Annotated in this window: 7 protein-coding genes; 3 read left to right on the plus strand and 4 right to left on the minus strand. The window is 39.1% G+C overall.

Annotated features, from left to right (window positions below; translation table 11 throughout):
* The first annotated feature begins 1 nt into the window (after position 1).
* The 3 genes from SY85_RS09045 (at position 2) to SY85_RS09055 (ending at position 5,995) form a co-directional block, all read left to right on the plus strand.
* On the plus strand, positions 2–868 hold the full coding sequence (locus SY85_RS09045; protein WP_082886347.1) for a CHAT domain-containing protein: 867 nt from the start codon (positions 2–4) through the stop codon (positions 866–868).
* Between the two features lie 74 nt (positions 869–942).
* Entirely contained in the window at positions 943–5,133 is a 4,191-nt protein-coding gene (locus SY85_RS09050) for a caspase family protein (protein WP_066403753.1), read from the plus strand.
* Between the two features lie 85 nt (positions 5,134–5,218).
* Entirely contained in the window at positions 5,219–5,995 is a 777-nt protein-coding gene (locus SY85_RS09055) for a hypothetical protein (protein ID WP_066403756.1), read from the plus strand.
* 1,483 nt (positions 5,996–7,478) lie between these two features.
* Here SY85_RS09055 and SY85_RS09060 read toward each other — a convergent pair.
* Genes SY85_RS09060 through SY85_RS09075 form a run of 4 tightly spaced genes read right to left on the minus strand, consistent with a single transcriptional unit; the run spans position 7,479 to position 13,512 of the window.
* Positions 7,479–10,607 carry an AAA family ATPase gene (locus SY85_RS09060; protein ID WP_066403757.1) on the minus strand — a complete coding sequence of 1,043 codons (3,129 nt, stop codon included), beginning with the start codon at positions 10,605–10,607 and terminating at the stop codon, positions 7,479–7,481.
* A complete protein-coding gene (locus SY85_RS09065) occupies positions 10,604–11,152 on the minus strand; it encodes an ABC-three component system middle component 1 (RefSeq protein WP_066403758.1) in 549 nt (182 codons plus the stop codon). The genes SY85_RS09060 and SY85_RS09065 overlap by 4 nt, the downstream gene beginning before the upstream one ends.
* A complete protein-coding gene (locus tag SY85_RS09070) occupies positions 11,127–12,440 on the minus strand; it encodes an ABC-three component system protein (RefSeq protein ID WP_066403762.1) in 1,314 nt (437 codons plus the stop codon). The genes SY85_RS09065 and SY85_RS09070 overlap by 26 nt, the downstream gene beginning before the upstream one ends.
* Positions 12,433–13,512 carry a ComEC/Rec2 family competence protein gene (locus SY85_RS09075; protein WP_066403764.1) on the minus strand — a complete coding sequence of 360 codons (1,080 nt, stop codon included), beginning with the start codon at positions 13,510–13,512 and terminating at the stop codon, positions 12,433–12,435. Before SY85_RS09075 ends, SY85_RS09070 begins: the two co-directional genes overlap by 8 nt.
* Between the last annotated feature and the right edge of the window lie 1,044 nt (positions 13,513–14,556).

Genomic DNA, 14,556 nt, shown 5'->3' on the forward strand with positions numbered 1-14,556 from the left:
TATGATGAACCCATTAATCAGCATCCTCGATATTTTTTACGGTCGTTCACTAGATGAAAATCTGCGGGACCTTATTGCTGTAACCAACAATAATAATTACCGGCTTAAACTGATGCAGTACAACTCGCTAGTCAATAATTTTTTTAAACGCACAATTACTAAAGAGGCTTTCGATGTTGGTATGGCAAATGAGTGGGAAGCATTGACTTCCTTCCTAGAAAGAGAAAGCCCAGAAATTTTAACAAGGCTATTAAAAAAGTTAAACGTTAAGCCTGGAAGTAGTCAAAAAACCATCTTATTTCTGGCATCTTCACCGACAAATGTTGCCCCACTGCAAACTGGCTATGAGTATGATAAGATCAAAGCAGCTATTGCTTCCGGACAGAACAGGGAGCAACTGGAATTACTACCACCAGTTTTAGCCGTTACGGTTGAAGCTTTCCTACGAGGAAAGTTTTTACATAAGCCATCAATCATTCATTTCTCAGGCCATGCTACAGGAAACAGCCTTCTATTTTCAACAGACACCAATCAACATAAGGAGGTTACTGAAGATGTAATCAAGGAGTTGTTCAAAGGTATAAATACTTATGTGCAAGGTGTTATACTGAATGCGTGTTATTCAGCTAGCCAGGCGAAAGCCATTGCGGAGCAAGGTGTTTATGTGATAGGCATGAATGCGCCCATAACAGACCCCGCAGCCATAATTCTTTCCGAAAAGTTCTACAAGGCATTAAGCGATGGACAAAATTTTGAGCAGGCATTTGATCAAGCCCGAGTCCTGCTTTTATCGGAAAACAAGCTGCAATCCCATGTTCCGGAACTGTGGAAAGATGGCATAAGGCTTTATCCTTCAGCAGCAGCCTGATACCTGTTGCCGCTACGCTATGAAGCTGATCCCTCCGACCCGTCCTATTCATTCTTAACCTAAACCATACTAACATGCGTTTTAATTCTTTGCCAGCTGTAGAAGATTCCGTTCGCCGCACAGGAAACAATGGGGAATACACATTACGCAAGATCAGCCTTCCGGTGCCGGGGGAAGCACTCCAGCTAGAAGGTCTGTTTTGTGCACCCAAAAACAGATCTGGTTATTATTATGATGTGGTCCATCCCAAAGACCAGATCGTGTTACACTTTACTGCCGGTCAGATACGTTCTGACCTTGGCGCATTAACAGGCCATCAACGCCACGTATCAGTTCCCTTTATTATTGCCCGTGATGGAACTATTTACCAATTATTCTCTTCTAAGTTCTGGTCGGGGCATATAGGAAAAGGCTTAGGGAATGAAGGTACAGGGAATGCGCAGGACAAGCGAACTATCGGTATTGAACTTTCTAACTATGGCTTTCTAACAGAAAGAGAGGGAAAACTAGAGACCTATTACTCCAGGCAGCGGAACAATGATGGCACCATAGGGCTCCCTGACATCTACTGTTCGCTCACTGAAATTGGTGCTTATCAAAAACTACAAGAAGCGTTTCGCAATCAACGCTATTATGCCACGTATACAGAAGCCCAGTACCAGAGCCTGATCATTTTGCTCCGTTATCTAACGGCCACCTATAATATTCCACGACAGTTCCTTGAGGAGCCAAAACGTTACACAACAACACCCGATGTATTAAGCTTCAAGGGAATTGTATCGCATATCAACTACCGCAAAGATGGCAAATGGGATATAGGGCCTGCGTTTGAATGGAAAAAAGTGATACAAGGTGTTCAGACAACACAATTTCAGCCCGAACTAACCCGTGCTGCCCTAAGCGATGAAAGTGCAGCTCTTACTCCAACCATTACAATAGAAGCGGAGCTGGATGCCTTACTGCCGGCGCCGATGCCTGCTACCCAAGAAAATGCTCCTTACCAGGAACTGGAACGAACACTTTCAGAAGAAGCCATGGGAGCAGCTCCCCGAAAGAAAAACTTGTATGCCCTGCTGGTAGGCATTGACCAATACAGGGGGGATATAATTTTAGAAGAGGCGGTAACTTTTCCTGCCTTACGCGGCTGTAAAAACGATGTTGAAAAAGTCAAAACCTATTTACAAAACGACACCTCCTATAATCTTCATGTAGAAGTGCTTACGGACGCCGCGGCCTCCAAAGAACAAGTTGTACAATATTTTAAAAGGCACCTGGGCAAGGCGAAACAGGAAGATGTGGCCCTGTTCTATTATTCGGGTCATGGCACGCGGGAAAAAGCCAACCGCTTGTGGCGCTCAGAATCTGATGGAACGCTGGAGTGCCTGGCCTGTTATTTTGATGAAGCCACCCAGGATAAATTTCTGCTGGCTGACAAAGAGCTGCGCCATCTTATCCACGAAGTATACCAGAACAAACCGCATATTGTAACCATTTTCGACTGCTGTCACTCCGGAGATATCACCCGCAATGGCGCTATCAATGCCGCTGCATTTTCCAGTGCGCTTGAAAGGCGAGTGCCGTATACTTTCCGGGAGCGGAGATGGGATGATTTCATTTTCAGCGAGGACATTACTGCAGCGCAAATGCAGCAGCTGGAAGCTTCAAAGAGTACTCCGGAAGGCCACCATGTTCAACTTTCTGCCTGTGAATCAAATGAATCGGCCATGGAGGTTGGTGGCGAAGGCGTATTCACTAAAGCCTTATTGAAGGTGTTGGACGCTACAAATGGGCAAGTAACCTATCAATCACTCCGTAGCCGGGTGCGACAATACCTACGTAGCAATTTTGAACAAAAGCCACGCATCTATGCGGTAGGCACCGGCGATGAATTACTGTATACCACATTCCTGAATAAGGCAATAGAAGGCAAGACCACATTTGGTGAAGTTACCTTTAATGAACGGGAAGGCTGGCTACTTAACTTGGGCAGTGTACATGGCATAGGAAAGAAGAATAAAAATATACAGCTCCTGGATCCAGACACGCATGCCCCCCTTTGTAAAGCCACTGTTGATCTGGTAAAAACTGACTACGCAGAGTTAACGCCGGAAATAGACTTGGATGTTGATAAAGTGTACCTGGCGTATGTGGAAGGTCTATTGTCGCAACAGGTGAAGGTGCACCTGGAAAACGTGGATGGGCCTGTAGCAGATCAACTGCTGCTAACTGATGCCATTATGGAGAAAGCCAAAGGATTTATACTGCTGGAGAGCCAAGAAAGCCAGGCAAGTTATACCGTCAGGGCCCGTAATGGCAGTTATTATATCACTAAGCCAGAAGATGTGTACCGGCCATTGACTCAGCCAATTTACATCAGCACTCCATCTGCCATTGATACCATTGCAAACCAACTCATTCACCTGTCGCAATGGGAGTACATACGAAACCTGACCAATCAGGTGGCCAGTAGCCAGCTTAAGTCAGATGCACTCAGTGTGGAATTGTATCAAATAAAAGATGATAAGCCTGTAAAGCTAGATATCAGTCAAAAAGAAGTGACCATGGACTATGGTTTCGAAGAGGAGTACTGGCAAACTCATTTAAGTATTCGCCTTATTAACAACCTGGATGTTCCCCTGTACTGCAGTGTAGCTTATCTCACTGTGTGGTTTGGTTCCATGCTCGGCCTGCTGAACCCCAAAGTGTACATGCTGGCGGCGAAGAGCAGTGTGGATATTCCTTTGACTGGAGGAGCGCTTACCAATCGCCTACAGGAGCAAGTGCGCCTTTATAGCTGGAAGGAACAAACGGAGTTCCTTAAGTTTATTTACAGTACGGAAGAAATAGACCTGCAGCTGCTGGAGCTGGAAGAATTACCGGCGCCCCCGCTTCCACGCGAGTACACACGTGGAGAAGAGGTAGCAAGAGGTGGTTTTGTACTGGATGGCACCAACAAGCAGGTGAAACGCGGATGGACAAGCGAGCTGGTAACCTTACGCTTCAACAACCCGGTCTACAACAAATTGCCTATAGCAGACATTACGGCCATGCTGAATGATCCGGCCCTGGCTGATTTTGCCTTGGGCTTGTATTTTGATGCCTCGGTGGGCGATACGCTTCAGCCCGTATACACGCTTAAGCCTGTATTCCAACAGGAAGCTGAGGAAAAAGGTTTCATACAAGATAAAATCCTTGATCTGGCCAATTGGTGGGCACGTAACCGTCGTAACCGGCACTACGCAGAAATGCGACGCCAGTTCCCTGAAAAAGTGCGTATTGTTTCTGAAGGGGACTCTTGGTTTCAGCATCCATTGGTAGTAGATGTTATTGATCATATATCACGGTTGTATCCTGTATATTGTGTAGCTGCAGCCGGAGACACCTTACGCAATTATATGAGCGCCCGGTGGAAACGTGGTGAGTACTTTTTACAGGCACTTGAAAGAGAGCAACCTGCCTTCTTCCTGTTGAGTGGCGGCGGTAATGATATTCTAGGTTCTCAATTCAGATCCTACCTGGTAGATCATCCCGATCAAAACGAACCGGCAGGAAAGAACCCGCGACGGTTTTTAAAAGACAGCCTGTTTGCGGAGCTGAACAGCCTGATGGAAATTTACCGCACCATGTTCAATCACATTAAAACGCATTATCCGAAACTGTATGTTTTAGTTCACGGCTATGACTATCCGATAAAATTAAATGATAGCAATAAAGGCTGGCTAGGACGATACATGATTGAAAAAGGTATCAGCCGCCCAGAAGATCGGAAAGCCATTATCCGGTTGATCATGGACACTTTCAATGAACAGTTGAAAGCAACAACAGCAACATTTGATGAGAATGTATTTTACATAGATGTACGCAATATTGTTCAGTATAACGAGGCGGATGGAGTAGACCAATGGTATGACGAAATACATCCTAACAATGAAGGTTTTCAGCTGGTGGCTATGAAAATCATTGTAAAGATTGATACCATTATCAAAGAACAGTATTTAAAAGCGGCAGCGTCAAGCGTTTCAGAAGTTTTGCGTGATGGGAGTCCACGGCTTTGGAATGTGAAAGAAGACCGTTCTAACGCGTATAAGGGCACGATTAAAGAAATCACAGAAACGCCCATCGCAGACAGTGATGTTTCGTCAGACCCTTACCGCTCTATCAAGCCCGCTGTTAATGATTGGGAATCGTACATGGCACCTAATCCAATTGAATCGCCAGCCGTGCTGTCTGCCGGTGCCCACCCAGTAGAAGGAGAATCCAAATGAAAACGTAGAGGATACTAAAGTCTGAAAAAATGGCTAAGCCAAATTAACCAATCTTTTCAAGTTTTCAACCATTAAAACTCTAATTATGGAAGTTATCAGCCCCGTTCAACAAGACCCGATTGCTTATGTTTCTGACCTTGAAATAGGACTACCTAAGGCAGCGCCAGGCCTTGCCAGAGGAGAAGGAGAGCCTGAAGGAATAAAATTAATAGAGGGTGTAGAGCAGGCCTTCATTGCCGATAAAAGCCTTATTTCTTTTATCACCAATGTACCTGCACAGAACCGTGAGGACATATTGCAATCAACATTGCTAGCGCAGCTTGCTGCCAACAAGAAATATCCTAAGGAAGACGATATCCTACATTGGTATCAAATGTTTGCAGAAGTCTTATCAAATATTGGCTGGCTAGTAGAAGGCAAAGATATTTCCACCTTTGAAAGCTCAGGCCAGGTCTTTGAGGTACAAGATGCCATCATTAAAATTCTTACAGCAGCTTTTGGTGGTAATTACCTGTCCGTTATCACAAAAACCTTAGAAGCTGTAAAAGCTTTAAGCGATGAAGACCGGCGCATTTTAGCGTTTGAAAAAAATACGCATACTCTTAAAAAAGGTTGCTTCCAGATAGGATTGGCTGTTGTGGAAAAAGATGCCGTCTTTCTACACTTGGGCACCTTCTTGTTGACCTCTGATCATAAGATCAAACAGATTTTGTTTTTCCGTGCCACCAAAGACAAGACCAAACTCGAATACATTTCCAAGCGTGCTACTTTCAGCCCAGTAGCCTACAGCCAAATTCGGAATACTGTGGCCGAAAAAATCAAGGAACATATGACGGCCTATGTTTCTGAAATTTCCATTTAATATTTTCATTTGTTGCAAGCATTCATTCAATTTAGATTAAGCAAAATGTTTGAATGCTTGCTTCCTGTTTGTAAGTGGAAAAGTTTTCAAAGGCAAATGATTAAAGTTTTCCCAACTCCTTCAACTATAAAAAAACTAGTCGTATAGCCATTTATTATCTCGGACCAGACATAAAGACAATTAAATTTTTTAATTATCTATAATTTCGTTTGTTATATTTATTACAAACTGATGGTTTGTCGCAGAATTCTGAATCTAGTTATTAACGTAGATAAAGTAAAGTGCGCTGAAATGTAGTTTAATAAACTATCGAATACGTTATATTGGTATTAAAATAGCATGCAGCCTCCCCTAAAAATTTCTGCACTTTAAAATTGGGCAATTTAGAAGAATACAGATTTAAAAACTGGATAAAACATATTTGACAAACCACTTAAAAAGATAGAACAAGTGACCAACCTATAAAGTTAATTCTGCTAATTGCTTTGTTGTGACAAAATGTGTTCAATAAAAAACAACAGAAACCCAGTAGAAAGAGAAAAGCTAAATTTAACTCACTGAGCTTAGGATTATAAAAAACAGATTAATCGCTATGCTACTACCCTATATCTTTCTTATTAAGCATTATTATTAAAGTATCGGATTTTGTATATGAGCTTTGTAATTTCACAAACAGCAACGCTACATATTATTCATTGCTATAGGGATCGGATCGTTATGTAAACTATCATTAATAAAAGAAAATACAATTAGTACTGTGATAAAGGCGTAAGCCACACTTGCGCAAATCGATTTTAAACAGTGAGTTGACGATCAGTAAAGCTAAATGCAATCTAGTGGCTTCTCTTGAAGAGGTGTAGCGTTTCTCTGTTCAACAAAGCTTTGCCGGCTGCGCCCCAGTATTATTACAATCGAGGTAGACTCGAGCAAATAGCGGCCCCTACAGCAACTTGGGGCTTTACCTGTTATCCAAAAGAGAAGTAAAGAGGCCTGGATATTTATATAGCTACTAGGGACAATTTTAAGAGAAAAGGACCTCATTCCTTCCAAGCAAAGGTGATCTTCACCTTAATCATCAATCTAGAAAAAGCCTAAAGGAAATTTGAGCTGAAATGCATAGAAAAGTCATTCAATTGGGCAAAAAAGCACTGGTGCATGTATTATTGATGAATTATATACAAAACTAGTATAGAAATTTTTATCAGCTTTTTATATAACTGAGTTTGAAATTGAACCTAGGCTTCCCTATTATTTTGAAGTTTGATTTCAGTTCTATGTATTTTTTGTAAAGGAAGCCCTTAGAAGAATGAGTATCCTTAAAGGCTTCATAAGAACAAGATTTAAAACTAAATCAATTAAAAAGATAAGTTTTTGATACCAAAATTACATTTTGAAGCATTTTCTAAGTTAAAAACATCAATCCCTCCCCTCTTCATAATATGTTTGACAACTCAAATCTTCTACCATCACGCTTGGTGGACACCTATGATTTGACTATCCCAAACGTTTCTAACTCGATGTATTTAGCTCTATATATTGTTGATGGAATTTTCTTTTGCAGCAATATGTGGAAGTTTTCGTCATGGGTAGACAAGATAATTTGCTTGTTCAAATTATTCACAATACTGCGAAACAAGTCAATAGTCGAAAGAATATTGATACTATCCATTGATTGGATAGGGTCATCAATAAATATGCAATCTATTGGGTTACCATCATCGTCGGTTGCATTCAATGCTTTTGCTAAGAATATGCTCAAACTCAAGATATTCATTTGAGCAGTGCTGAAATATAAGTTAGGTATAACGAAGGTTTTGCCGTCGTCGTTTACAAAAACATTCATTTTTGGTTTATCTCCAGTAAAATCACATTTGAATTTTATCTGTCGATATTCGGGGTGGGGGTCAATTTTCTGGTAAAGCTTATTTATCAAATCTTCATAGAAGAATGATTGGATCTGAGTATCAATAAACGCCGCTAGTTTCTCCTTTTCGTTTAGCAATTCTTTACCTACTGTATTCCGGTAGAAGTTGATCTCAGAATTCAATTCATCTCTTTTAGCCATGTTCCTATTGTAAGTTAGGAAAGGAAGAACATTCTTTTTATATTCTTCAGCCCGTTTTAAGAGATTAATCTTTATAATCAAATTATCAAGCAGAGCAGTTTCTAATGCCTTTCTAGTGCTCAAATTTTCAGCAATAATTTCACCTTCAATGCCAAACTTCCGATTAGGAAAGATCTCATCAATTAGAGAAATATAAGAACGTTGGTCAGCCTCCAACTGTTTTAATTGGGCTAAATACGTTACCAACTCATTTTCTACAGAAGATAAATTTTGAGCATCAACATGTTTTACATTCTCATCCAGTTCTGCTTGTAACATTGATAAGGTATTCTGAAGAGAACTGAGTTGCTTCCTAGTCTGCTCCTCAACCAGTCCAATATAAGTAGAGTCAATTGAAGTGAGATTATGATCGGTTATATACTGATTAACTTTTAAATATGTAATTGTAGACTTTGATTTCAAGATTTCGCTCTCTGCCGATGCAAGTTTTTGATTTAATTCATTTATTGTCTTTATCCATTGGTCAATATTGGCTGAGCACTCACTTTCTTCAGCTTCTAAAATCTCAAATTGTTGCGACAAAATGTCTAATTCATTCGTGATCTGGGTTGAGTATTGAAGTAATGTCTTTCCACCGAGCTGGGACAGAGTGGCATTAAGCGCTGCTTGTTTAACGTTTAAGTTTTTGCTCTCTAACTCAAGATTGATTTGAATCTGCGCATTATCCCTTGTTAATACTTGAAGCTTTTCACGAGCAAGAGCTAGTTTCTCACTATTTGAAGAGATTATTTGTTCCCGCAATAAGCTTATTTCATTGAGGATTTGCTGTAACTCTTTTTCTTTTTCACTTTTAGTTGAAAATAAAATCTGTAAGCGGTCAGAAAGTAAAGGGTTATTTAATATTGATTTCGAAAGTGACTCGTGACTTTCAAACGATGAACTACAAAGTGGACAATGGTCGGACTTTTGTCTGTCCACAAGCTCAGTGCCTAATATAATAATTCTTCTGATATCATCTTGAAGTTTAAGCTGCATGCTACTTTCAGCCTCAAGTGTATCAAGCTCTTTTCGTATTTGGATAACGTTTTGCTGCAGAGCATGGATCAGATTAACTTTTGGTAAGAGCTCAAAATCGCTTAATGTTATTTCACTGAACTCATACTTCTTTATGGCGGCAATCTCATTTTCAAGTTGTCGAATATTAGCTTCCTGACTGTTCGTGTCTTGAGCAGCTCTATTGAAATCAACTCTCAGTTCATTGATTTTTGCCTCTAATTGCTCTACCTCTGTGGTTGAATTAGTTACTAAATGAGCTAAGCCTGGATAGGCTGCATGCCGCTTAAACAAATCGTTTTGTCTTCGTAGACTGTCATTTTTCCGCTTTCGAAGTGCCTCTTGTCGTGTCTGCTCCTGATTAAGTTTATTTTGCGCGTCTATAAGGTCTGCGCGAGTGGACTTTTGGAAAGATTCATTGTCCCTAATAATTTGGAGGAGATCAAAATATTCAGGAAGTATAGATACAATTGATTGAAGTTCTTTTTGAATAGCAAGTTGCGACTTTATCTTGGTATCACAATTGACAATTAGGTTTTTGCTAGTATTTATCGTATTAAAAGTTGCCTTGATACTATTTAACTTATCTATTTCCGTGGACAGTTTTAAGGCTGAGTTCCTCGATTCATTGTATTCATTAACCTTAAGCTTAAGCTGCTTTACTTTCTCTATTGTTGATTTCGAGATAGTTGCTTCGGCTTCAAGAGCAAGGATCTTGTCCGCAATTGTATTAGAAAAAGCAAGTAGCTCGCTATCATTGCTATTCCCAGCTAGCCTATTAACAGATACATTCAATCCATTAAGTTCATCAACGACGGCATTTACTTTTTCTAAGATTGAATCATCCATATCCAATGGAAGTTCAAGTTGAATTTTATTAAGTTCGTCTTCGAGGCGATTTAATTTTTCGGTGTTAATTTTAATTAAATAAAGGATGTTGCTATAGGCATTATCAAGTTCCTTGTCGCCGAATAGAGCCATGAACTTATTATAGCGCCCCTCTGGCTGGTCTTCTTTTAAGAAAGCATCTATACTTTCTTGTGAAAGAATGACGTCTCTAAAAAAATGATTCTCAGTAATTTTTTCATCAAATCCATAATCACTACTATCAATCCGTATTGGGCTTGGAATTTTACGTTCTTTGATTGCATCTGGATTTGCTAAGTGAATTCTAACGAAACCAGGAAGGCTGTCAGGACTATTTTTATTACGAATAAACCGCAATGGACTTTTACTTTCGTCTAGCTCGAATTTCAGTTGCTTTTCATCTTGAGCATAGGCACGATTCAAAGCATCTCTTCTAACGAAACGATAGATGTTATTTGTGTAGCACCATTCAACAGCATCATAGAAAGAAGTCTTTCCAAAACCGTTCGGTGCATATATCGATATAAAGTCTGCGGTTGACTTATCATTCAAAGTGAAGTCAAACGTGCAATCTGTAACTTTTGAGTATGCTCGGAATGCCTGTATCTCAACCTTTTTAATCTTCATTTGCCCAATTTTGTAGAGATTGCTTGTAATAATACATCTGCCTCTGCTCTTCTTCCATTGCCCCTTTTAAGACTAGTTTTGCTAAGAAGGTTCCATATTGGTGAACTGGAAGTGTAGTCACCCTTAATTTTACCTCTTTGTACTGTCCGAAGTGGCAAATCTTTGTTTGTAATATGATCTATTACCAAATCCTCAATTGTAAGGTCATTCACTTCCTTATTAAACTGGTCAATAACAATTTTTCGACTTGAGAAGCGGTCATTTTCAATTTTGTATTTCAGGTGTTGGTCTACCTTTATTGTTGAGATATACATTATGTAAATGTTCCATTTCTCAAAGTCGTTGCTGAGGTAAGGTTGATAATATGCCGCAATTGAACCGGAAATCTTATCCCAATAATTCGAGAGTAGCTCATTACTTGAAACCTGAACTATGAATAAGCTGATAAGCCCCCTATAATCAATTGATTTGAACTTTATGAACAAATCTTTATACTCGTCCTTTAGTATGGCTATAATGTCAGGGGTGTTGTTGGAGTAAACCATTGAATTCCGTCTGTAATGTTTTAAAAAGTTCGTCTTCTGTCAGTGTTGAAAAATTTTTGTAATCTGTCTCCTTTCCGATTATGCATATAGCCTGAAAAGCATGCAGATGGTACAATTTATAGGCTTTCAATGGATGACCGATGCCGTCATCAATTTTCAATTCTCCTGATTGCACCCTGTTATCGCGTACTAAATCAGTAACCATACCTTCAGGAATAAACGGTTTTATAGGTTTTCTATTCGTACTAACTATCACCTTACCGCCCTTTTTTAACCCTTTGTAATCAGACCTCATAATACTTGGCATTTCTTGAGCCCAGTCCCCATCTGTTCCAGAGAAAATCAAACGATAGCTATTAAATATTTCTTCTAAATTAATATCTGTAATTTTCTTATCCATCATTATTCTCATTACAATGAGAAACTCAAGCCATGCAATCCATATGCCTTTCTCGGAAAGACAATAAAGAGCCTGATTATGTACGACAAGACGTTCTTTAAAGGCATTTTTAATCAGTAGAGGGGTTAAAGGGCTTTGGATTATCTCTTCTCCAATGGCACGAAGATAATCTCTAGTAAAAGCTACATTTTGTTCTATAAAACACCCTTCTAATTTCATGACCTGCGTTTTCAAGAATGAAAAGCTATATAAATAGTGCGGTAATAATTCTTTAAGGTGAACACTATTGTCCGAAATAATCTCTTCAAAGAATTTGATCGGCATAAATTCTACTCTGCTCAATTGCTCATTTTTGGCGGCCATTCGGGATTGAATGCCTATCAAAAAGATTCGCTCACCCTCAATAAAAAAAATTCCACCACCTGATTGCCCTACAATTTCGTCATAGTTTGCATTCCCACCTACGACTGCTTCAATATATCCATGCTCGCCAGTTTGGACAACCTCAATGTCGTTTAAACGAAGTTGGTAGGTTTTGTCACTGCGCACTTCTGGGTATCCGGCTAGTTTCAATGTTTTGCTGAAACTAACAGGATCGTTAATTATCAAGAGCTGCAGACCCTTTTCTGCAAATTTGACCTTAATAATCGCTGCATCTTTATTTGGGTCTTTATGAATAAATGGCTGCTCTATAACTTCAAGAGCCACCTCAACTAAATGTCCGTGGTCATCTAAATAATGAGCAGCCACCTGCACAGTTTGATTCGAAATAAGATTATGCTTACACGTAAGAACGTATAGATAGTCGGTTGTTGCGCCATTGAAAAGGCAACCGCTACCGTTATTCACCATAACAGTGAAGTGGGCCAAGGTATCGTTATTAATCACAATTAAAATTTAGTTCTGAAACTTCACCAACTAAAAACTGGTTTGAATCACAGTCTGACTTTGTGAAAATCTTTGCTGTTAACTCAGGGTAATTAAAGAGAATTTTTGGGTTGTTACAGCAACCAATTATTCTAGCCAAGCATTGCTTGTCAGGTAAGTTGTGAATTTGTCCATTTGAACTGATGATAAAGACAGAGCTATCTAAGATCTTTAGAAGCTCCTTAGAAGTGTTAAACTTGCTACCGTGATGGCTGACTTTTACAAACTCAGCGGTGAGCCTTTTAGTTGAATCGAAACCGAAATGTCTAAGACCTTCTATAATAACACTTGGGTGGGCATCTGCAAGGAACAAGAAATTTTTTGTTCCATACGTTAGAATAAATGCAATTGAGCTGCCATTATGAACGGAATCATCTTCTAAGAATTGATCGTCTTTAATGTGATCTGCAATTGATTTGGAGTAGTCATTGCTTTTAGATGTATTAAGGGATTGATCCTCGGACTTCCATTTATTTAACAACAACTGAACTCTATCTTTCGAGGGTGAAAGAATTCTGAATGTTAAACCAAAAACAGTATGTTCCTGCTCTTGTAAAATTAGCCGCCTTTCCCAGAGCTGGTTTGTAGTAGCGTACGTTTCAAACGTTGCGCCTTGCCTGATACTTGTATTATTGTTATCTCTAATATTTAATACAATGTCAAAATCATCTTGTTGCTTTTGATGAATATACTCACTTATCAAACGACCACTATTAAACCAAATTTTACCTATCAATTTGGAAAAAGAAGGGTCCTGTTCAAACCATTTCAGCAACCCCCCAATATGATCGTCGTCAACGTGAGTTAAAATCAACAAATCAATCTTATGGTTGCAATCTACTTCATTGAGCTTTTTTAAATTCTCAATTTCATGTCCTAAATCCCCAAATACGGCTTTACCTTTTTTATCTTTGGACTGATAGGTTGAGCCAATTCCTCCATCAATCAAAATATTTCTAGGTTTGCTTTCTTCGTCTATCAAAGTGATCCATATGGCATCTCCATTAGATGCTTTCAAAAACTTAACTTTCATAAGTACATAGCAGTCTTTTGGTAAAAATTGAGCAAATCTTTAATATGAGGTCTGTAAAACACAGCCTGCATTTTGTCAATTTGTCTGATAGCAAATTTAAAAAAAGTTTATATACTCTAGATATGAGTGGCGAGACCCGTCAAATGTATCGCTTAACTTTTACAGGTTTTTGTCTGGATTTCGATTGAACTCAATTGCTCTTTTGTATCTTTTCAATTATCTGCTGGTGTTAGTATTCCAATCCGGGATTTTACAATATAGGGCTACAAACACGTTTCCTGACTAAATACTGAGGCTTTTGTCAAATGTTAGTAATATAGACACACCTATCCTTTAATTCGTTTTCACTTCAATCTCTGGCTGCACATCGGGGTTATTCAGTATAAGGAAGCCAAGCAATTTTGTGTTAACCTCCCTTTCAATAAACCTACTTCGATTTACAAGTAATTAGGGAGGATGCCCGTTACCGTTTATCGCACAGTGGTTCGAAGACCTTTCTTTGGCAAGACAAGGAGCCATTTCGCTATGTCTTCTTAGATTCAACTTTATTTAGTTTCATGAAATATTCCTGATGACATTGATGCTTCATTTGTCTGAACGCGGAGTACCGTACCTTTTGAATATAATACCTTCAGTTAGTTTGCATTATCAGTCTGACTGGTGTTTGCGCTATGCGTCTACTAACTTAAACTTAGATTGAAAAAAGAACTATTCCAAAACCCTTTCATTTTTTGCTACTCTAATTAAGACTAAGCCTTTGCCCCAAATATTACACCGGCGTTATATTATTTAGAAATAATAAATATGAATACTATTATTTAGATACCAAAGAGTTATAAAAAATGCAGGTTTTTAATTGAACGTTTTATATATCATTTATTGCAGTCAAAAGCATATCTACTCCCTTATAATTACTCTGGCAATCTGACAACTATATATCCATGTAGTATTATTTGCGAATAATATGATTACCGAATAATAAATATTAACATCGTAAACTTAAACTGTGCATAAATATCCAACTAGTTTACTTGCATGTGCTAC

The organism is Flavisolibacter tropicus (assembly GCF_001644645.1).
GTDB lineage: Bacteria > Bacteroidota > Bacteroidia > Chitinophagales > Chitinophagaceae > Flavisolibacter > Flavisolibacter tropicus.